Origin of the sequence: Reichenbachiella sp. (assembly GCF_039941815.1) — a bacterium.
Lineage (GTDB): Bacteria > Bacteroidota > Bacteroidia > Cytophagales > Cyclobacteriaceae > Reichenbachiella.
In genome coordinates, this window is sequence record NZ_JBDVDW010000050.1 from 1 (window position 1) to 22427 (window position 22427).

18 protein-coding genes and 1 tRNA gene are annotated in these 22427 nt (G+C 41.0%); 5 read left to right on the plus strand and 14 right to left on the minus strand.

Annotated features, from left to right (window positions below; all coding sequences use genetic code 11):
* Positions 1-241: 241 nt before the first annotated feature.
* The 8 genes from ABJF11_RS10800 to ABJF11_RS10835 form a co-directional block, all read right to left on the minus strand.
* Positions 242-1051 (minus strand): hypothetical protein, encoded by an 810-nt coding sequence (locus ABJF11_RS10800; RefSeq protein ID WP_348119861.1) that lies wholly within the window; start codon positions 1049-1051, stop codon positions 242-244.
* Between the two features lie 10 nt (positions 1052-1061).
* On the minus strand, positions 1062-1868 hold the full coding sequence (locus ABJF11_RS10805; protein WP_348119862.1) for a hypothetical protein: 807 nt from the start codon (positions 1866-1868) through the stop codon (positions 1062-1064).
* A gap of 5 nt (positions 1869-1873) precedes the next feature.
* The gene (locus tag ABJF11_RS10810; RefSeq protein ID WP_348119863.1) at positions 1874-2914 is read right to left on the minus strand and encodes a hypothetical protein; all 1041 of its coding nucleotides are present in this window, start codon (positions 2912-2914) and stop codon (positions 1874-1876) included.
* Between the two features lie 70 nt (positions 2915-2984).
* Positions 2985-4364, minus strand: coding sequence for an ATP-binding protein (locus ABJF11_RS10815; RefSeq protein ID WP_348119864.1), 1380 nt, complete (start codon positions 4362-4364; stop codon positions 2985-2987).
* Complete coding sequence (locus tag ABJF11_RS10820; protein ID WP_348119865.1) at positions 4354-5733, minus strand: sigma-54 dependent transcriptional regulator; 1380 nt, start codon at positions 5731-5733, stop codon at positions 4354-4356. The genes ABJF11_RS10815 and ABJF11_RS10820 overlap by 11 nt, the downstream gene beginning before the upstream one ends.
* Positions 5734-5945: 212 nt before the next feature.
* Entirely contained in the window at positions 5946-6347 is a 402-nt protein-coding gene (locus ABJF11_RS10825; protein WP_348119866.1) for a hypothetical protein, read from the minus strand.
* 100 nt (positions 6348-6447) lie between these two features.
* The gene (gcvP, locus tag ABJF11_RS10830; RefSeq protein ID WP_348119867.1) at positions 6448-9348 is read right to left on the minus strand and encodes an aminomethyl-transferring glycine dehydrogenase; all 2901 of its coding nucleotides are present in this window, start codon (positions 9346-9348) and stop codon (positions 6448-6450) included.
* 358 nt (positions 9349-9706) lie between these two features.
* On the minus strand, positions 9707-10987 hold the full coding sequence (locus ABJF11_RS10835; RefSeq protein ID WP_348119868.1) for a DEAD/DEAH box helicase: 1281 nt from the start codon (positions 10985-10987) through the stop codon (positions 9707-9709).
* 157 nt (positions 10988-11144) lie between these two features.
* Between ABJF11_RS10835 and ABJF11_RS10840 the strand changes: the two genes are divergently transcribed.
* The 5 genes from ABJF11_RS10840 to ABJF11_RS10860 all read left to right on the plus strand — a co-directional run bounded on the left by ABJF11_RS10840 (position 11145) and on the right by ABJF11_RS10860 (position 17981).
* On the plus strand, positions 11145-12485 hold the full coding sequence (locus tag ABJF11_RS10840; protein ID WP_348119869.1) for a dihydroorotase: 1341 nt from the start codon (positions 11145-11147) through the stop codon (positions 12483-12485).
* Between the two features lie 116 nt (positions 12486-12601).
* Positions 12602-12677: transfer RNA gene (locus ABJF11_RS10845), tRNA-His, on the plus strand.
* Positions 12678-12952: 275 nt separating this feature from the next.
* The gene (locus ABJF11_RS10850) at positions 12953-13939 is read left to right on the plus strand and encodes a bestrophin family ion channel (RefSeq protein WP_348119870.1); all 987 of its coding nucleotides are present in this window, start codon (positions 12953-12955) and stop codon (positions 13937-13939) included.
* Positions 13940-14138: 199 nt separating this feature from the next.
* The gene (locus tag ABJF11_RS10855; RefSeq protein WP_348119871.1) at positions 14139-16355 is read left to right on the plus strand and encodes a S9 family peptidase; all 2217 of its coding nucleotides are present in this window, start codon (positions 14139-14141) and stop codon (positions 16353-16355) included.
* A 75-nt stretch (positions 16356-16430) separates the two neighbouring features.
* Positions 16431-17981 carry an L-serine ammonia-lyase, iron-sulfur-dependent, subunit alpha gene (locus tag ABJF11_RS10860; protein ID WP_348119872.1) on the plus strand — a complete coding sequence of 517 codons (1551 nt, stop codon included), beginning with the start codon at positions 16431-16433 and terminating at the stop codon, positions 17979-17981.
* Positions 17982-17996: 15 nt separating this feature from the next.
* Here ABJF11_RS10860 and ABJF11_RS10865 read toward each other — a convergent pair whose 3' ends face one another.
* The 6 genes from ABJF11_RS10865 to ABJF11_RS10890 form a co-directional block, all read right to left on the minus strand.
* On the minus strand, positions 17997-18590 hold the full coding sequence (locus ABJF11_RS10865) for a hypothetical protein (protein ID WP_348119873.1): 594 nt from the start codon (positions 18588-18590) through the stop codon (positions 17997-17999).
* Between the two features lie 78 nt (positions 18591-18668).
* Positions 18669-19448 (minus strand): DUF6503 family protein, encoded by a 780-nt coding sequence (locus tag ABJF11_RS10870; protein WP_348119874.1) that lies wholly within the window; start codon positions 19446-19448, stop codon positions 18669-18671.
* 115 nt (positions 19449-19563) lie between these two features.
* Positions 19564-20943, minus strand: coding sequence for an ATP-binding protein (locus ABJF11_RS10875; protein ID WP_348119875.1), 1380 nt, complete (start codon positions 20941-20943; stop codon positions 19564-19566).
* A 42-nt stretch (positions 20944-20985) separates the two neighbouring features.
* Entirely contained in the window at positions 20986-21402 is a 417-nt protein-coding gene (locus ABJF11_RS10880; RefSeq protein ID WP_348119876.1) for a hypothetical protein, read from the minus strand.
* 43 nt (positions 21403-21445) lie between these two features.
* Positions 21446-21868 carry a hypothetical protein gene (locus tag ABJF11_RS10885; RefSeq protein ID WP_348119877.1) on the minus strand — a complete coding sequence of 141 codons (423 nt, stop codon included), beginning with the start codon at positions 21866-21868 and terminating at the stop codon, positions 21446-21448.
* A 30-nt stretch (positions 21869-21898) separates the two neighbouring features.
* Positions 21899-22366 (minus strand): hypothetical protein, encoded by a 468-nt coding sequence (locus ABJF11_RS10890; RefSeq protein ID WP_348119878.1) that lies wholly within the window; start codon positions 22364-22366, stop codon positions 21899-21901.
* Positions 22367-22427: the final 61 nt, after the last annotated feature.

Consider the following 22427-nt stretch of genomic DNA (forward strand, 5'->3'; position numbering starts at 1 on the left):
AATCATAAAGCACTTTGAAATAGACACTTAACATATATTTATTGAATCACCATAGCGGTGCTATGCCTCTTCAATATAAGTGCCTCTTTCTTTGCGCTTTATAGCTTTCATCACGATTCCTAATGCATAATCCAGGTTAAAGCCCATTTTTAGACTGGTCAATAAAAAAGCAGCTGCAATTACTTGCAAGCTGCTTTTCTTTTATTCTTAAAGTACTTTGGTGTTTTCTGTCGGCATCTGGTCACCGTCCCATAGATTGCATATTGATTTGTTGTTGTTTGTATCCAGCCGGCACTTTAAACTGATCTGCAGCAATAGCTTGCTCCGCCAAAGACTCTACTATGTTTTCATTATCAGCTTTACCCTCCTTATAAGAGATGGTTTTCACCGGGATTCCGTCCTTTAGGATTGGACTATTATCGTCAAACCCCATTTGCGAAAAGGATCCGCCTGACGGAATCAGCGCTATCACTTCCTGAAGATTTTGTTTGAAATAATTCATCATCTTTTTCATAACATCAAATTTTGACTGCGCCACACCTAGTGTTTGAAATGAAGCAATATTCATCTGCAGTACTTTATTATCTTCGTTCAAACCATCATATCCTGTGGTAGCCCAAGATCCGACTTTGGCATTTTGACCGTTGGTTTGATAGGTCATCATATCCCCTCCGGGGTTCAAAATTTTATCAAACCTCTTCTTCTGCTCTTCTGGCATGTTGGCAGCAAACTGCTGCATCATTTTAGCCATCATTTTTATTTGCTCTTTTAGTTGCAACAAGGTTGGCTTATCAAACTGATAGTATTCCTTTTTCTTATTATCAATGAAAGTAAATATCTCGGTAGTCGCATCAAAAATGATGGTACTATTATCTGCACCAGAGTTTTTTACCATCATTTTGTCTGGGGTCAGATAGATTTCTGAGACAGATACTTTTCCATTACCGAGAGATTTTGTCTTTGACAAAATAAAGACGCCGTCTTCAGCCATCAGGGTGAAGCTTGTTAAAAACGTAAGCCCTAGTAAGAGTATATTTTTTGACACAATCATCTTAAGCATATTATTTTTGATTACTATTTAGTTCAAACGACGTAAACACCTCTTTTGGTACCTCGTCTAGTACTTTTATATCAGTAAGGCTTCCTTTTCCTCTACCTCCTGACAGCAGAATATTTCCATGTTTCTCATAATTCTCCCATGGAGTAATAAAATCCGGGTGTGGGTTTTCTGAAGACTCATAAAACCCCCACTGGGTTACTAAATTCGATTCCTGATCCACCCATATGTGGTAGATATTTTGTGGTGTATCTCCTACATTCTCAAATGCCAGCTGGAGTACATAGGACTCCTGACCAACCTCTGTAGTGTCGCTTCCCACATAGTATAAGGAAACACCCGAATCCTTCAATTTGAATGGCATTACCAGCCAATAGGAATCATTGATCCAGATACTTTTGGCCTTATTCAAATAACTTGCCAAACTATCCTCCTGCACAATTTCAATCCCATCAACCGAAGCTTTGCCATTTAAGCTATGAATGTTCACGAGCAGGTTTTCATCTCTGTCCAAATATTCAATCCTGACATCTCCTGTATATTTATCCCATAATAAATTGCGCTTCCCAAAGAAAGTCCATGAAATATATCGAGTTTCGTCCCAAGCCTTTCTCCCGCCCATGGCTTTCATTACTTTATCAGCAATTACGATTGCTTCAGGATCCGAATTTTCAAAATTAAAACCATCCATTGGAGGATTTTCATCAACCCATTCGGTAGGTTCATTGGATTCATTCGACTCCATATTTTCCGTCTTGGTTTGACAGTAAGTCAGGCTTAATAACAGGAATGCTAATAGTAGATTCTTCATAAGATTTAATAGTTGTACAAATCAGTTTTTTTGAACACCATCCAAAGGCTCATTTTCACAATTTCACCCATGTTTTTGCACTTCATAAACTTGGGTTCGTGATAAAATTCAGCCAGGTCTTTTTTTAGTGTTACTACATTTTTAGGAAAAGAGATAGTATCGTCGATCATGGCTCTCATCAGGTCAAACACACGATACCTGGCCACTCTCAACCTATTGGCGATAAGTGATCTTTCTTCTTTTTGATACTGCCGGACAGTCTCAGGAGTCATGTGACGAAGGCCCATATTGATCAACGCATTGTTTTGCTTGAAATATTGTGGGAGGTAGATGTTTTTTCGACCTTCATAAGATTGCTGATCGAAGTCGATAGCTTTTAGTCGATAAGATATTTCTTCAAAGTCGGGAATAATATTGACCACAAAATTGCTGGAGTGCATATCTCCGAGCAGTCTTACAAAACAGCGCTCGTTGAACTTGACAAATTCTTTTGCCAGTCTAATTTCATTAAGGTTTTTGTCCTTGAGGTGGAGTTTGATAAATTGATCTCCAGGTATACCAGCAATATGCTCCTCGATCAGTGTATTTTTATGTACTACATAATTGATTCTGTTAGGAGAAAGTAAATGTTCTAGCTCAAGACCATAGATTCTGGAAGCATCGGCATTTTTGATATAGAAGTAATCAAAATTATCGTTGATCAGATTGACAATTCTCACCCGAAAAGGCTTGGTATTTCCATATTGACAAATATCCACCCGCTCTACCCGTAGGTGATCCATCACACTCACATCGCCGTCTGCTTTTATTTCTGAATAAATCTGTTTGAGGTCATGATGAATCATAGCCATGTCGGTCTGCGGATAGAATACCGTCTCCCACAGCGTGTCCACGCCCTGATTGTCGTATAGCGGAATAGAATTGTCGTAGCGGAGCAATGACTCGTATTCTATGGGCACAGCAATGGTCCGTTTGTACTTGTGCAAGTACACATTTAGCTTTTGGCTAATTTTAAACGGAATCTTCTTTTTACTGATTATAGCCATTTTTAGACAATCTTCACCACTAATATAATTAGGGCAGACGCTTACCAAACACTATAGTTTGAAAATTATTCTAGCGTGGGAAAATCAGTGCAAACTCGGTTCCCTCATTTACTGTGGACTGTACCGAAATATTGCCATTATGCTTTCGCATAATTTGCTTTGAGAGGCTTAGGCCAATACCAGAGCCAGATTTTTTGGTAGTAAAGAATGGAATAAACACTTTCTTGAGTGCTTCTTCGTCTATCCCGGTCCCATTGTCGATAATTTTGACAGAGATTTTTTCATCAGATTCTACTCTTGCATTTATTATTATCTCTTTGTGCTTGCCGAGTTCTTCGTTCTCCTCAAAAGCCTGAATAGCATTTTTGATCAGGTTTATTAACACTTGCTCGATTTGCTCCTTGTCCGCTCGAATCATGAGCTGCTCTGGTTCTATGCTCATGTTCACCTGAATATCATTTTGTTCGATATCAAACCTTAGCAGATTTAGAATAGGTCGAATCAAATCGCAAATCAGAATATCCTCTAGTTGTGGTATTGGGATTCGAGTGAGATTTCTAAAATCGCTAACGAATTTTATGAGTCCCTCACTTCGTTTATGTATAGTATGTAATGCCATATGAAAGTCTTCGAGGTCATCCTTGGAGATGTTTTCAATTTTGAAATCATCGGCCCTGATTTGACTTTCTAGTTCTGATTCAACAGTAGCCGCAAGTGAGGAGATTGGAGTCACCGAATTCATTATTTCATGAGTGAGTACCCGAATAAGATTTTGCCAAGCGTCCATCTCCTTCTCTTCAAGCTCGCTTTTAATGTTCTGAATAGAGATCAGCTTAAACTCTTCATCCCGTCGCATGAGCTCAATGGCATATATGGCCAGTTGTACTTCTTCTCCTTTCCTCACAATTTTCATCAAATCTCTGCCACCGGTTTTCAGCTCTGTCAAACTGTTGACTAGCTCTTCACTAACTGCATCCAGTTGCTTGACATTTTTGATCAGATCTACGCCAAGCAGTGATTTTGCCGCAGAGTTGATGATTTGAATATCACCGTTCTTATTGAAGGTAATGATACCAATCCCTACATGCTGCACAATGGTACGGAGGTACTGATGCTGTGCCTCCTTCTCAGCACGTATTTCTCTAAACTTTTTGATGACATTGTTGAATTGCTGATATAGGCCATCCATGGAAGTGCCCGTCTTCCTAGTCGTATAAGTATGTGTAAAATCATCATATTTAATAGAGTTTAGAAAACCGGCAAGTTCCTTGTTCGTCTTGTCTAAGTATCTTATGAGGACATAGATTTCATAGGTTAGCAATCCCCCCACAAGGATTTTTGTAAGCAAATAAGACTCTTCGTAAAATAGATTGACCAATACAATACAGGTACCTAAGATAAGCAGCACCCTGATTATGAGATTGACCTTGAAATTATTATTATAAGCCATGTTTTTCCAATCGACGATATAGAGAAGCTCTTGTCAGTCCCAGCTCCTTGGCCGCCTTTGAGATGTTTCCATCGTGGCGATCAATGGCTTTTTTAATGACATTCTTCTCTACCTCATCCAAATTAAAGGTATCGGACTCACTGTCTGACTGTCCATCAGGCTTATGATTGAGAAAAAAGAAATCCTCTGGTGAAAGCGTGGACTCATCACTCATAATTACTGCACGTTCTATGGCATGTTGCAGTTCACGAATGTTTCCAGGCCAATGATACTTTTGTAGCTTTTTGAGTGTAGTTGCTCCTATCTTCTTTCCGCTCTTTCTATATTTCGAGCTATATATTTTCACAAAGTGGTCGGCGAGTAGCGGAATATCATCTAATCTTTCTCGAAGTGACGGTAGGTGTATTTCTACAGTATTGATTCGATACAGCAAATCTTGTCTGAATGTACCCTCCTCTACCATATCATAAATCGGCATATTTGTAGCACATATTAGGCGTATGTCTATATTGAAGGGCTTATTGGCTCCAATTTTAGTCACTTGTCTGTTTTGAATGACAGTCAGTAGTTTTGACTGTAGCGGCATGCTCAGGTTTCCAATTTCGTCAAGAAACAACGTGCCCTTACTGGCAACTTCAAAACGTCCGGTGCGGTCCTCCTTAGCGTCAGTAAAGGAGCCTTTTTTGTGTCCAAAGAGCTCACTTTCAAACAATGTCTCGGTAATAGCTCCCATATCAACACCTACGAAGACGTTGTCCTTGCGCAGAGATTGCATATGAATGGCCCTCGAGATCAGCTCTTTTCCAGTACCGTTTTCTCCGAGGATGAGAACATTGGCATCAGTTTGAGCCACCTTTTCAATTATCTTAAAAACATCTTTGATCACTTGACTTTCGCCAATGATTTCCTTGAATGGTTGATTGATTTCTTCTTCGAGCTGTTTTTTGGCGCTTTTTAGTTGGTCTACCTCTTTGTAGGACTTCTTTAGTTTGACTGCAGTATTGAGGGTAGCAAGTAGCTTCTCGTTTTGCCATGGCTTGAGTACAAAGTCGGTGGCTCCTTCTTTCAATGCTCGAACCGCCATTTCCACATCACCAAATGCCGTGATCAGGATGACGACAGCTTTGGGGTCACGTTCTAAAATTTGCTCCAGCCAATAGAACCCTTCCTTTCCACTTGTGATATCCTTACTAAAATTCATATCAAGAAGAATGACATCATAGGTGTCATTATTCATTAAGAAAGGAATCTTCTTTGGATTTTTTTCTATGATTACGTTTTTCGCATGTTTTTTCAGCAGCATCTTGGCTGCAAACAACACATCCTCGTCATCATCTATTATCAGTATATTTCCTAGTTCTTTTTCCACGGTGTTTTCTTAGTTAAAAGTTTATTAGTCAGAATATGTGCCAAAAGCGAAAACCTACTTCTGTGTTCTCCAGAGCGCATATTGAAAAAAAAGCAATTTGAAAATCGCACTATATTGAACAAAAAACTGTATCAATATCGGACACAATATACTCAAAAAATAGACCTGATGGTTACTTGCGCTACGCTATCTGAGCGTGAGGGGTGAAAAAATTACAGATTGATTTTTTTTGTCAGATTCTGCTCACCTGATTTTACTTTGATGACGAAGATTTTAGATTTGATCTCATCGAATTGATACTCTAGTTCTGAGTCTTTTGACTGTTTTACACTTTCCTTAAGGATCAAATTACCAATGACATCATATATTTTTATATCCAGGTAATCCGAAGGTTGGTTGATGAATTTTACTTTGAACGAATTTTCTCCCACCTGAGAGAGTTCGTACTCTAGAGGTTTTGCGTTTAAACTGTTACTGTAATTTATGGTACCTTCTGGCGGACGGGCATAGGTTAGTGCATTCTTCTCTTCATTAGTATTCTTTACTTCCTGACCTATTAGCAGGGAGCAATCGATGAATACCAGTAGTGCAAAGAGAAGTAAAGGTTTGTTCATTAGTTAGTTTTTAATTCCATTTTACAAGCCAAAACCTTGCCAGGCAAGGTTTTGGCTTGATATAATAATGTTAAAATTCGAATGTCAGTTGCCTGACAAATCAAGCTTCAACAACTTCTTCAAATTCTTCTACTGGTATACAGCTACAAAATAGATGACGATCTCCATAAGCATTGTCCACTCTGCCTACCGATGGCCAAAATTTATATGTTCTAAGATAGTCAAGTGGATATGCTGCATCGTTTCGCGAATATCCATGCGTCCAGTCATCCACCAGAACAGAGTCCGCAGTATGTGGGGCATTTTTCAAGACATTGTCTTCGGCGTCAACTGTGCCATTTTCTACGGCCTCTACTTCCTCACGGATTTGTAGTAATGCGTCGCAGAATCTATCCAATTCTTCTTTAGTTTCACTTTCTGTAGGTTCTATCATCAGCGTACCTGCCACAGGGAAAGACACTGTAGGGGCATGAAACCCATAATCCATCAATCGCTTCGCGATATCCTCCACTTCTATTCCGAAGGACTTAAAGGCGCGACAATCCACGATCATTTCATGAGCACACCTTCCATTGGTTCCGGTATATAAAATCGGAAATTTGGACTCCAGTCTGGTTTTGATATAGTTTGCATTGAGTATTGCCATCTTGGTCGCATTCAGTAGACCATCAGGACCCATCATAGCCACATACCCATAGGATATTGGCAATACACCGGCACTTCCATAAGGGGCGGCAGAGATAGATGTAATAGACTTCCCATGGTCTATATCTACTAATGGACTTCCAGGTAAGTAAGGAGCCAAATGCTCTGCTACTCCGATTGGGCCTATACCCGGACCACCACCACCATGAGGTATAGCAAATGTCTTGTGTAAGTTTAAGTGACAAACATCTCCGCCGATAAAGCCTGGGCTGGTCAGTCCTACTTGTGCGTTCATGTTGGCTCCGTCCATGTATACCTGCCCGCCGTTCTTGTGAATGATATCACATATTTCAGTTACACTCTCCTCAAATACGCCATGTGTGGATGGATAGGTAATCATCAATGATGAAAGTGTATCCTTGTATTGTGTCGCTTTCTCGCGTAAATCTTCTACATCAATATTTCCTTTTTCGTCGCATTTCACAATGACCACAGTATTACCAGCCATGACAGCACTGGCAGGGTTGGTGCCATGTGCAGAACTGGGTATCAAAGTCACATTTCTATGAGCTTCACCTTTATCAGCTTGATAAGCTTTGATCACGAGAAGTCCAGCATATTCTCCTTGTGCTCCTGAGTTAGGCTGCAATGATGTGGTATAAAAACCTGTAATCTCAGACAGCCACTCAGTAAGATTCTTGATTAGCTCTCTGTACCCCTCAGTCTGATTCACAGGGGCAAATGGATGCATCTGAGCAAATTCGGGCCACGTAATCGGAACCATCTCAGAAGTAGCATTCAGCTTCATGGTGCATGACCCCAGAGAAATCATGGAATGTGCCAGAGACAGATCTTTATTTTCTAATCGCTTCAAGTATCTAAGCATCTCGTGCTCCGACTGATACTTATTGTAAACGGGATGCTCAAGAAATGCTGATGTTCGTTCAAAAGCGGATGAGAACTTCACCTCAACTTCATTGGCAGCTGCGATGACTTCCTTATTGTCGATAGTAGTATCGCTATGCTTTTCAAATATTGAAATTACTTCTGATAAGTCGGCTACTGTATGGGTTTCATCAAATGAGATACCGATATATCCTTCATTGTAATAGTTGAAGTTGATTTCTTTATTCTCAGCTTCTTTTCGTATTTGTTCCTTCAGTTCATCGTTCGCCTTAATTTTCAAGGTATCGAAAAACACTTCATTTTCTTGCTCAAAGCCCAGTCTAGTAAGAAATTGACTTGCAAGACTCGCAAGTCCATGGATTCGTGTAGCAATTCTTTGAAGCCCTTTAGGACCATGATAGACTGCATAGGCTCCGGCTATCACTCCAAGCAGTACCTGAGCAGTACAGATATTGGAAGTTGCCTTCTCTCTTCTTATATGTTGCTCCCTGGTTTGCAGGGCCATCCTGTAGGCTTTGTTGCCATGGCTATCTTGTGAGACGCCAATTATTCTTCCTGGTATTTGTCTTTTGAAATCTTCTTTTGTGGCAAAAAATCCAGCGTGTGGTCCACCAAATCCCATTGGAACTCCAAATCGCTGGGTTGTCCCTACTACCACATCTGCACCCATCTCTCCGGGAGGAGTAAGGAGTACAAGGCTCATCAGGTCGGTAGCAGCTGTGATGAAAATTTGATTTTCTCTAGCCGTAGCAAACAATGATCTATAATCTTCAACACTACCTTCTGCATTAGGGTATTGCACGATTATGCCGTAAAAGTCCTGTGCAACAAGGTCGATACTTTCATGTTTTCCAATGACAAGCTCGATACCCAGCGGAATTGCACGTGTTTTGAGCACATCTAATGTCTGAGGAAAAATTCTTTCGTCCACAAAGTATTTAGTGGCATTCTTTTTATCTTTTTTCCTTAGGGCATATTGCATGGTCATGGCCTCTGCAGCCGCCGTCGCTTCATCGAGTAATGAAGCATTGGCAAGCTCCATCCCTGTTAGGTTGGCAACCATAGTCTGAAAGTTGACAAGGGCTTCCAATCTACCTTGTGCAATTTCTGCCTGATATGGAGTGTAAGCCGTATACCAACCCGGATTTTCAAGAATGTTGCGTTGGATCACGGCTGGAGTGACACAATTGTAATATCCTAGTCCAATAAATGACTTGTAAACTTTATTTTTCGAAGCAATCTCCTTGACCGACTTGATGTAACTAAACTCGTCCAGTGCTTCGGGAATATTCAGTGCACTCCGCTCTCTAATATTTTCAGGTACGGTCTGATCAATGAGTTCATCCACGGAGTTTACTCCAATGGTATCTAGCATTTGTGAAATATCCTCTTGGGATGGCCCATTGTGTCTTTGCTGAAAATGGGTGCGTTCGTTAAGATTTGCTTTCATTATGGGTTAAATGTTTACGATTAATCAAACGAAAATTGCTTCGAAATTTCCCGCAAATCTAAACTGAAATGAGCAAATATGAGTGAAGAATTTGGCCTAAAATCATACTTAATTGGCCATAAAACTATTTTGTGAATTGAGCTGATGAGAGAGAGGAGGGATCGATACTTGTGGGATTAGGTACCGATGTACCTATTCCCCACAAGATCTTTTCAACCAGCTATGGAAAGAAAGACTTTTTAATCCATCTTTCTATAGCAATTATAACCTCTTTCTTTAATCTGTTAAATTAAATTCTATGAATCGAAATATTTTTTCGACGAATCTGTCAATTTCTTAGACGAATGAATAAATATCCCTACTTCCTCTTTTTAGAGGGTTTAGATTTTCTATTCTTTTTGTCATGAAAAGCCCCTTGATAGGTTGGATCCAGTTTTCGTTTTCGAAAGTCTATTTCACGTAACTGTTCCTGCTGCTCCACAAACGGTGTCTTCTCAAGAGTAACACTTGTAGGAATGGTTTGAATCTTTATCTCTTTGTTAATTAGCTTTTCTATCTGCTTGATGTGGTATTCTTCTGCCTGATTGGCAAAAGTAATAGCCACTCCCGAATTTTTCGCTCGCCCAGTCCGGCCAATTCTGTGCACATAATCTTCATAAATCAATGGCACGTCGAAATTAATAACATGAGAAACCATACTCACATCCAATCCCCTTGCTGCCACATCAGTGGCCACCAAGATTCTAATTTCACCATTTTTGAATGCGTCAATAGAGTTGAGCCTTGTATTTTGTGCCTTGTTGCCATGGATCACACGCACTGATTTTGTGATCTTCCTTTCAATAAACTTGTAAATATTGTCTGCATTAGACTTCGTTTTCACGAAGATTATTGCTCTGGTAATCGCCTCATCCTTTAAGAGAAAATCCAACATGTTGATTTTGGACATGAAATTCGGGATGAAATATAAATGCTGACTGATGGCATCTACAGTTGATGATTGTGGGGACACCTCTACCTTCTCCGGAAACTCAAGGAACTCGGCAGACAGGTTTTCTACAATAGTGGACATAGTAGCTGAGAAAAGTAAGTTTTGCCTTTTGACTGGTATGATTTCCAATATCTGACGGATCTGCGGCATAAAACCCATGTCCATCATTTTGTCTGCTTCATCAATCACCAAGGTCTTAATAAGTTTGGTATGTAGCGCTCTTTTTTTGTACAGATCGACAAATCGACCCGGAGTTGCGACCAAGATGTCTATACCTTCGGCAAGCTTCTCCTCCTGTATCTTCATCCCAGTCCCGCCATATACTGCAGTAAATCGTAAATCCAGATAGGTACAATACTTCGCAATATTTTCATTGATTTGTGCTGCTAACTCCCGTGTGGGTGCAAGTATTAGTGCTCTGGGGTCCGTGCCCTGAGCATATTTGAGCTTCATAAGCAAAGGCAGAACAAAAGCCGCCGTCTTACCGGTACCGGTCTGAGCAATACCCATGACATCGTGCCCTGCTAAAATAAGTGGAATGGCTTTTTGCTGTATGCCAGTAGGTTTCGTGTACCCTGCCTCGTCTATGGCATTAAAAATTTGCTTATTCAGCTTGAATTCTGAGAAATTTTCCATGTTATTAGCCATCGATAGCAATTAGATGCCAGAGCCAGTTAATTTTGCTGCAAGTTATCAAAATACGTCGAATCTATCAGAAGCAGCTTGCACGAAATGATAAATCATAAAGTGTTTCTGAAGCAGATTTTTTGAAAGAAGATTGAAGCCAGAAAAAAACACAGGAGCCATGTCCAGATATACACTCATAAAAAACGCAAAACTTGTAAACGAAGGTGAAATACTGATGCACGACGTGCTCATCAAAGATCAACGCATAGAGCAGATAGGATATGATCTGTCACATGAATCTGCAGAGGTACTAGACGCAAAAGGCAAATATTTACTTCCCGGATTGATAGATGATCAGGTACACTTTAGAGAGCCGGGCCTCACACACAAGGCAGAGATTTACACCGAAAGCCGAGCTGCTGTAGCTGGAGGTATAACTTCCTATATGGAAATGCCCAATACAGTACCAAACACGCTCACTCAAGAATTACTGCAAAACAAATATGATATTGCTTCGCGTTCATCATTGGCCAATTACTCATTTTTTATGGGTGCCTCCAACGACAATATTGAAGAGGTGATGAAAACCAACAGGCAAAATGTTTGCGGTATAAAGGTCTTCATGGGTTCTTCTACTGGCAATATGCTGGTGGACGACGAAAAAACGCTCAATGAGCTATTTTCCCGGGCTGAGCTCATCGTAGCCGCACACTGCGAGGATGAAACCACTATAAGAAGAAATACTGAAATCTATAAAGAAAAGTATGAGGGCAAAATTCCGATGACTGCCCACCCGCACATTAGAAGTGAAGAAGCTTGCTATCTCTCGTCCTCGAAAGCTGTTACGCTGGCGAAGGCCAACAACACCAAGTTTCATGTGCTCCATATTTCTACCGGTAAAGAGACTGGACTATTCGATAATTCAATACCACTGAAGGATAAACTGATTACCGCAGAGGCCTGTACTCATCACCTTTGGTTTTCTGAAGAGGACTATATAACTAAGGGCGGGTTGATAAAATGGAATCCGGCTGTAAAAACTGCTTTGGATCGGGACACTATCTTTCAAGCCTTGCTTGATGACAAAATAGATGTACTAGCTACTGATCACGCACCACATACGATAGAAGAAAAGGGCGGCGATTATTTAAACTGTCCTTCTGGTGGGCCTTTAGTGCAGCATGCCTTGCCTGCTCTTCTAGAACATCATCTGAATGGTAAAATCTCTTTAGAAAAGTTGGTTGAGAAAGCCTGCCACAATCCGGCCATCCTATTTGAAATAAAGGATCGTGGATACATCCGCGAGGGATATTATGCTGATTTGGTACTTGTAGACACGGCCGATCAATGGCGAGTAGAAAAGACAAACATTCTTTCTAAATGTGGCTGGAGTCCGTTTGAAGGCCAAACTTTTAAAAGCAAAATCACGCATACGTTTGTATCCGGGCATCTGGCCTATGCCGATGGAAAAATAATAGAAGGGCAGTCTGGAAAAAGAATGCTTTTCGACAGAAAATAAATGCCGAATTAATTTTGGATTTTAAGAGCAGTAGTTTCTAAATTTGCGTCCCTGTCGAAAGGCAGGGTTCCTTGTTGCATAAGCAAGGAGATCAGCCAAAAGGGCTGAGTTCATATGGTGATTGTAGTTCAGTTGGTTAGAACGCCTGGTTGTGGTCCAGGAGGTCGCCGGTTCGAGTCCGGTCTTTCACCCAATAAAGCCTTGCAGAAATGTGAGGCTTTTTTTGTGCCTATACTTCAGAAAGATTGCGGTCCTGCAGGTCGCCGGGCTAGGCGCCCCCGTTGAGTCCGGTCTTTCACCCAATAAAGCCTTGCAGAAATGTGAGGCTTTTTTTGTGCGCCCGTAGCTTCTCTGACAAATCCATTTTTCTACCTACAGCCTCATCACATGCATTTGTCTACTGTTTTCACTTGTATAAGAATGTCTTTTATTTAAATTGAAGATCTTAAAATTTTGAAAGCGAACCTATGTATACGAAAAGAAATTACGGATTTTGGATGACATTTAATTGGTCAAAAGGGCCATTTATCTTAGGGTTCTTATATTCATTAATCATATATGTCGGGTCCTATTATCTAGACTTCAACCTATACATACCCTGGCAGCCGATAAGTATAATAGGTATAGCTGTGGCATTCTATCTTGGATTCAAAAACAACAGTTCCTACGACAGAACCTGGGAAGCGAGAAAAATCTGGGGCGGCATCGTCAACAACAGCCGAAGCTTCGGTGTCGCAGTCGTTGCTTTTGTAAGTGGCGATGGAAGCGAAGAAATAAAAAAGGAACTGATCTATCGTCATGTCGCCTGGCTTACCGCCCTCAGACATCAGCTCAGACTGAGCAGACCTTGGGAGCATACCGAAAATAGGGTGAAAGGTAAATATGCCCCCACTGTCTGCGAAGACTACACCAATAGACTAGACAATGAGCTCATAAAGTACATTTCTGAAGAGGAAGTGAAGGTGCTGGATCAAAAAACCAATGTAGCCACTCAAATCATGAGGTACCAGTCACAGCGGCTACAGGATTTAAGAGATAAAAATCACTTCGAGGATTTCAGGCATATGGAGTTTCACCAGCTCATCGTTAGCTTCTATGCAGATCAGGGCAAATCAGAGCGTATCAAAAATTTTCCTTTTCCAAGGCAATATGCATCTACTGCCATTTGGCTCACTGTAGTTTTCTGTGCATTCGTTCCACTCGGATTACTAGATGTGGCCAAAAGTATCCACGGCTGGCTTTTCTGGGTCTGCCCGGTTATTTCTGCCCTCATTATTTGGGTATTTTTCCTGATGGAGAAAATTGGTGATTATTCTGAAAACCCGTTCGAAGGCACCTACAACGACGTACCTATCACCTCCATCGCAAGAGGCATAGAAATAGATCTGAGAGAAATGATTGAAGATGAGAATATCCCAAAGCCAATTGAGGCCGACAACGGATTTTTGATGTAGCATCTGCTGGTTAGCAGCTAGACGACTTGCATCTAACATACCAAACTCTCAAGAATCTTGTAAACGACCTTTTGGTAATACTCCCCTGCTACCATATGATACAATATTGACCATATAAAATATGTCTTCCAGCATTTTTAGAAGCCAATTGACAGATTAGCTTGAAATCAATTAAATTAATAAAAAACTTCAGCTAAATATGATGCGAATATTATTCATCTGTCTATTGACGTACTGCTCACTGCATGCCTCCGCCCAGCAAACACAGCTCACTTTGGAAGACATATATAAAAACAAGACTTATGCCACCAAGCGATTTGGGCCTGCGCGCTGGATGAAAGACAACCGTAGCTATTCTACACTAGAACAAAACATGGATGCCGGTGGATATGATATGATCAAATATGACGCTTGGTCAGGTAAAAGATCTGTGCTGGTATCAGCACAAAAACTTATTCCAAAAGGCAAAAAACAACCGTTGAAAATAGTCGATTATGAGTGGTCTCCTGACAATACCAAACTCTTGATTTTCACCAATACTCGCAAAGTCTGGAGATATCACACCAGAGGTGATTATTGGGTCCTTGATATGAAATCGGAAAAACTCACTCCCTTGGGTCAAAATGTTGAACGTGCAACCATGATGTTTGCTAAATTTTCACCCGATGCCAGTCGTGTGGCCTACGTTAGCAAAAACAATATCTACGTTGAAAATCTATCCGACAGTAAATTTACACAGCTGACATTCGATGGAGGAAAATCGATTATCAATGGGACCTTTGACTGGGTGTATGAAGAGGAACTTAGCTGTAGAGATGGTTTTAGATGGAGTCCTGATGGCTCCCAAATTGCCTACTGGCAATCTGATACCAAAGGAATGGGCACCTTCTACTTGATTAATAATACTGATTCGATCTACTCCAAGCCTGTGCCTTTTCCATATCCTAAGGTGGGCACCTCCAATTCGGCAGTGAAGGTAGGAGTCGTAAGTGCTACAGGTGGCAGGACTCGCTGGTTTGATGTGCCAGGCGACCCAAGAAATAATTACCTGGCCAGAATGGATTTCATTCCAAATTCAGACGAGGTAATGATCCAGCAACTCAACAGAGAGCAGAATACTAATACCGTCTGGGTGGGTAACACGACCACTCTGTCTCTACAAAACATTTTTGTGGATAAGGATGAGGCATTTCTCGATATCCATGATAATATTATGTGGTTAGAAAATGAACAATTTTTTACCTGGACTAGCGAAAAAGATGGATGGTTGCATCTCTACAAGGTTTCCAGGGATGGGAAAAGCTTTGATACGATCACCAAAGGTGCAATAGACGTGGTGGGAATCAATTGTATTGATCCGAAGGGTGGTTATGTTTATTTCACTGCCTCTCCTGAAAACTTCACTCAAAGATATTTATACCGAAGTAAAATTGATGGAAGCGCAGAACCTGAGCGTGTCAGCCCGATAGATCAACCCGGCCAGCATGCTTATCAGATATCCGCAGATGCCTCGTACGCCATTCATACTTTCCAGAATTCGTCTACTCCCAACAAAATCTCTGTGATCGATCTTCAAAAACATCGATCAATTCGTGTACTGGAAGACAATCGTGAGCTAAAAAACAAATTCGATGCTCTAAACCTCAATCCGAAAGAGTTTATCAAAATAGATATAGGAGAAGTAGTATTTGATGCGATGATGATCAAGCCGGTCAATTTTGACCCTACTCAAAAATATCCGATCCTTTTCTTTACCTACGGCGAACCAGCAAACTCAACTGTGCAGGATGCTTGGCAAAGAGAGGATCTCTGGCACCAGTACATGTCTCAGCAAGGGTATATTGTGGTGAGTATTGACAACAGAGGAACTAGAACTCCTCGTGGTAGAAACTGGAGGAAATCAATTTACAAACAGATTGGAATCCTAGCCACACATGATCAAGCTGCGGCGGCAAAGGTTCTTTTTGATACTTACGATTTTATTGACACCAGCAAAGTCGGTATGTGGGGCTGGAGTGGCGGTGGTCAGATGACGATGAATTGCCTGTTCAGATATCCAGAAATCTATCATTCGGGTTTGGCGCTATCCTTTGTGTCTGATCAGCGACTCTATGACAACATCTATCAGGAAAGATACATGGGGCTACTCGCTGACAATGAATCCAATTATATCGCAGGCTCCCCTATCTCGTATGCCAAAAATCTACAAGGTAACCTCATGATTATCCATGGCACCGGTGACGACAATGTACATTATCAAAGTTTTGAATGGCTGGTCAACGAATTGATCAAGCACAACAAACCATTTGAAATGATGTCCTATCCGATGCGTACGCATAGCCTGAATGAAGGAGAAAACACCTCCCTGCATTTGAGAGAAACGATGGCTCGGTATTGGAAAAGGGTTTTTGAATAAATAAGTCCCCATGCCGATATAAGTGATTTTCATTTCGAAATCTGTTATCTTTAGCTAGATCAAAACATAAAATAAATGGCTATTTCAAGTATTTTCAACGATGTCATCGGGCCAGTCATGCGCGGACCATCAAGCTCACATAGTGCTGCCGCCTGTCGCATAGGCTTGATTTTACATGAATTGATGAAAGGTGACATTACGCATATGGCGGTTGACTACGACCCCAACGGTTCGCTGGTCACCACACACGAAAGCCAGGGTACTGATATGGGCCTATACGGCGGACTGTTGGGATGGCAGGCAGACGACCCACGAATGATGGACTACAAAAAGCACATAAAAGATGCTGGAATCAAGATTACTATCAATTACTTAAGTTACGATGCTCAGCATCCCAACAACTATCGAATCAGAATCGGCAACGATAAGATTGCACATACGCTCTCTGCGATAAGTACGGGAGGTGGAATGATGGAGGTGCAAGAGATTGACGCCTCAAAGGTCAGTATCAATGGAGACTATCACGAACTTCTCATCTATGGTTCGGAACTGGCCCTGATAGATAAGCTCCTGCCGGAAATTGCTTGTGACTACAAAATCATACACAAAAGTTTTATAGAAATCAAAAGTGCTGATGCCTTCGACTCCTCCACTATCGAGCGTATAGAAGGCACTCCGGGTGTGACCGATGTCTGCTATCTCCACCCTGTGCTACCAATCCTGTCGAGAAAGGATCTCAAAGTACCTTTTATGACTTGTAAGGAAATGCTGGAGCTGGGTCAATCGGAGCAACTGGAACTGTGGCAGCTTGCCACTTTATATGAAAGCATGCGAGGTGACATCTCAGAGGAGGAAGTTTTCTCCAAGATGAAGACCATCGTTGAGATCATGCGTGCAGGCATCACCGAAGGCCTCAAGGGCACTTATTATGAGGACCGTATTCTACCTGTGCAGTCACTAGGTTATAAATCCAAAATGGATCGGAATCAGCTACTGGATGGTGGCATGCTCAATAATATAGTGCTAAACACAACGGCTATGATGGAGGTAAAAAGCTCCATGGGTGTATTCGTAGCAGCACCCACAGCTGGCTCATGTGGCGCATTGCCAGGAGCTATCTTCGGAGCTGCTGAAAATATAGGCAGCACTGACGAAGAAATAGCACGAGCCTTATTAGCCTCTGGCATCATGGGTGTGTTTATTTCTGAGCACTCCACTTTCGCTGCAGAAGTCGCAGGATGCCAAGCTGAAACCGGAGCTGGAGGATCAATGGCAGCAGCTGGGTTAGTGACTCTCATGAATGGCAGCCTGGAGCAATGCGTAGCCGCGGCCTCTCTTGCTCTGCAAAATTCACTAGGCATCGTGTGTGACCCAATAGGCAATCGCGTAGAGGCTCCATGCTTAGGTAAAAATGTGATGGCCGCTTCCAATGCAATGTCGTGTGCGAATATGGCGCTGGCCAACTATGAACATTTGATTCCGTATGATGAGGTCGTTCAGAGTATGAAAGAGGTGGGTGACATGATGGCTCATGAACTGACTTGCACTGGTTTAGGCGGACTGGCAGCAACTCCTACAGGTAAGGCTATTGAGGCCAAGCTAAAAGAAAAAGCAAAATACTGCTAAATTCGAGTCTGGGCTTTATAAAAAGACCTTTGGGCCGCCCTTGAGCAAATCCTGAAATTCGGACGGTCCTATGAGCTCTTCTTGCAGACGGCCAAATTCATCCAAGGTCTCAGGCGACAGCAATTTCACTATTTCCTCCATGGCTATTCCACTAATCATATAGGGGTAGTCGGCCATGATCAACTGATCGCCGATGCACTGCGCATAAATCTGGCACTCTGCCGTACTTTCCACCTCAGTTTTAGTGATTATACATTTATTAACCCAGGCATCCAAATCGTCAAACTGATTATTCTCTATTAACCCTCTTCGATTTTCAATGTCTATGTTGGCAGCAAAATGATCATTGATTTTAGCCATTGATTCCTTTGAGATTTTGCTCTGATATCCTTCCATACATTGCATGCACATAGCATATTCAAATACGGTCGAATAAGACCGCAATCCATCATATGGCTTCAGGGCTTTTTCAATCATATAAGGTTCAATGCCATCTAGTAGGTCTCGCTCGCAGGAGATGCACTTTTGCATGGGAGCACCAGTGAGGTCATTGTAAAAAAGCTTAGGGATCTCGATGTAATTCAACGATCTATTGTTATCAGTACTCATGTCAAACAAATGAATGTAAAGGCGCCTTGAATTCAAAATTCAAACCTTTAGGATGGTTATATATAGTTAAAAAAACAATCAAATAGTATCAGGGTCTTCCAGTACAAAAACTGCTTCTTCTGGTTTGGAGAAAATACTATCAGCAAAAGCCTTTTCGGAAATCATGACATTTACAAATTCAGCAGTACCTCTGGGCTCTGTGAGTTGATTATTATCATATTTGTACCAAGTCAAGGCTTCTGGCAATACTAATCCTTGTATCTCCTGCCATTGATTGTATCTAATCCATCGTACCTCCTTGCTTTTTTCCTTTGAAAAAAAGGTGACCGTGTATCCAAGCCAGGTCATTTGATAACTCTCAGCATCATAGTGAAGGTAGTACTCGTCCTCTGGACTAATACCAACATTGGATTGATAGGTAATTTTAAAACCGGGATATTTTTTATCTTCAAAAGTAAGAGTATCCGCTGGCGCATAATTGATCCCTTCATCCGCCAGTACAAAGGGCATGGCATAGAAGTAGAACATAAGATTGTGATAAAATACTGGATTACCCTCATAGGTTGAGTCTGCATCCAGCCAGATATTTGTACCATCAAACCCTGTAGCAAAATTAGTAGCTTCGATTCTTTCTCGTCGATTGCGAAGGTCGATTTGTTGCTTTTCGTTGCCTTCCTCTCCTGTAATTTCATAGGACATCGCTCTCATTTTTTTCCAGGCATCAAGCGAGCCATGTTTATCGAACATCTTCAGAAGGTGGTCAGGATATCGACTAGGTTCTGAAGTTGTTTCTTGTTTTTGCGTCGTGGTGCTACAAGCAAAGAGTATGGTCAACAGCAGTAAGGGCAGTTTTTGCATGGTCGTTTATATTCGTAATAGGTATTTTAAGATAACCCAACCCCAAATTTATCAAAAGTGTTCCTATACCGAAGATTATTTTGTTAAATGTCGCTTCTTAAGGAGTGTATAACTGCTACATCTTTAATTTTTCGGTCAAACGATATTTCCTTTCTCTCAACAGGTTCTTTGAAATCTTTTCGTACAATTCACTTGGGTTGATTGGCTTCAGCACAAGATCATTCATACCAGCATTGAACAACCCTTCCTTCACGTCTATCATTGCTGAGGCCGTCAGAGCCACGATAGGTAGTTTTCTATATTTGGCTTCGTCTAGGTCCCTGATTTTGCGTGTGGCTTCGTATCCATCCATAATTGGCATTTGCAGGTCCATTAGTATCAAATCATAATCTTTCTTCTGAACCATTTCAACAGCCATAGCCCCATGATCGGCCAGGTCGGCCTTTGCGCCCCACTCATTCAAAAATCTTTCTGCCACCACTTGATTGACCGGAATATCTTCGACGACCAAGATTTCAATTTCCTTGAAGTCTTGCGCCCCATGGTTCTCTTCTGTTCTGGCTTTCTTGACTGTATCCAACTTATAGACCAGTGCAAACCTAAATGTGGAGCCACGTCCAAATTCGCTCTCCACACTAATAGTACCTCCTTGTAATTCGATGAGTTGCTTCGTTATGGTTAACCCCAATCCGGTACCACCAAACTTTCTGGTGATCTCTGAATCTCCCTGGCTGAAAGTGTCAAAAATTTTACTCAGTTTTTCTTGCGGAATTCCTATGCCTGTATCTGTCACTAAGCAGTCTATTCCTACCTCTGTGTCTGTCAAGCTGTCCACGATTAAGCTTACTGTGACACTGCCATCTTTTGTAAATTTGATTGCATTACCTACTAAATTTGTGATGATTTGTCTGAGCCTGGTTGGATCACCAACCACATGTGAAGGCAAATCACTGTCATGAACAAATTTGAGTTTTACATTATTCTCATCAGCCTTTACTTTCAATGCCTTAATCAGGCCATCAACATCTTCGGCAAGGTTGAATGGAATTTTCTCGAGGACTATTTTTCCAGCTTCAATTTTATTAAAGTCCAGCAAATCATTGATTAAGGAAGAGAGGTGTTCGCCAGAAAATTTCAGCGATTTGAGATCGTCAATCTGGTGAGGCTGTACATTTTTATCTGAAAGCATCAGATGGCAGAATCCTATTATTGCGTTTAATGGAGTACGCATTTCGTGACTCATCATTGCTAAAAATTCTGCCTTTGCTTTAGAAGCCATTTCGGCTTTCTCTTTAGCATCTTTCAACTCATTTAGCGTGTCTTCTACTTTCTTGTTACTATAAGTAAGGTCTTCGTGTAGATAGAGTAAGCCAGTCAATATCTCCTTATAATCATCGTTTTCCTCTTCCTCTATGCTTTCAATGGTAATCGGAATATTTCCGCTTAAAAGCTCGACCAAAGCATCCAATACCAGGTTAATAAAATCTTGCCTCATTTGACTTTTCTTATAAAAGTTGCTTCTTTTTTGAATCCTTGCCTATTGCTGGCATAGGGGTTCGATTTGCTTTTTGAAATTCACAGAGGCATATTCTAGAGCGCTTTCCATACTCCTATGAATAGACACAGATTTGAAGTACTTTCTCATGACAAGTTTGGCTGTCAACTCTAGCAATTTGTTGGTATTTAAAACAACGCAGCCGTGAGTTAGATTACCTCGGTATTTGTCAAAAATGTCTTTCAACTTATAGCGTATTTCCGAGGCAGGGCCTTTTTTCACATCTAAAAGGTTAAAAATCATTAAGTAGTTTTCTTTAAGATCAATATGGTCTTCCAATTTCTTTTCAAAAATTTCGAGTGCGGCTTTGGTTGGCTTAGCTAGTTCAGTCCAAATAATGATTCTCCCTTCTAGAAATTCAATTTTATTCTCAATGCTTTTTCTGGTTTCATCATTCATGTCTTTTGGTGTCTATGTTGAAAATATCTACTCGGAGCAAAAATTATGATCTTGTTATCCTCTCAATTCTCTGTTTAGCATCCTCCAACCAAACATGAAACGAATAGGAGCTCGAACAATCGATCATGATCATTTTGGCTGTAAATCGCAGCGGCGAGTCAGCGGCTATTATAAAACACACGTGCTCGAAATTCTCCTCGTAGTCATTAAAAATTGTCTTCATCAAGTACCTCACTTCCACTGGCGGCCGCAGGGTAATATTGGACAGATCGAAAAGGACGCAATACTTTTGATTTGGATTAATCAACTCTATCAATCTATTCCGCACACCTTGTGTGTCTACTATCGATGGGATCTTAGATTCTCGCCACATCAATATTCCATTCTCCACCTTCATTCTGTACTCGGATGGAGTCGTGGCATTCAATTGCCTAATGGTCCGCTCAAAAAAATTATTTTGTATCATCTTTCTAAAATCTTCTAATCGAACTTTTTTTTATTTCAGCTGCTCTATTTTTTTTCTGGCTTCAGAAAAATTCGAATGAAAAGACAAGGAGTTTACATTACCTCTCATCACAATTTTGGCAGCCAGCTTGATGAGTATATTTCCTTCAATGGCAATCGCATTATGAAGTATTTGTCTTCGATAGTATTTGAAGGTTTTCTTTAGCCTATCCCGATGAGCTGAGTCGTTCTTTTTCTCCTTTACCTTGGTAAGGTCGATCAGTAAATAGAAAGTGAAATGTGGAAGTATCAACTCCTGCATTTTCTCAAAAAAAAGTATCTGGTTAAACTCGGTGGGATGAGCCAGCTCCTCTATGACGAGAATATCCTTATCTATAAAGAATACTTTCTCTTTAATTCTTAGAATATCCTCAGCTGTGCTGTTTTCAATTCTATATTCTCTTTCTTCTAAATCTAGTTTCTGCTCGAATTCTGAACGGACCTTTACGTTTTGTATCATCTAAATAACTTTTCTACACTCAAAGCTATGTAGCGGACCATCCAAACGATTCTCAAACGGG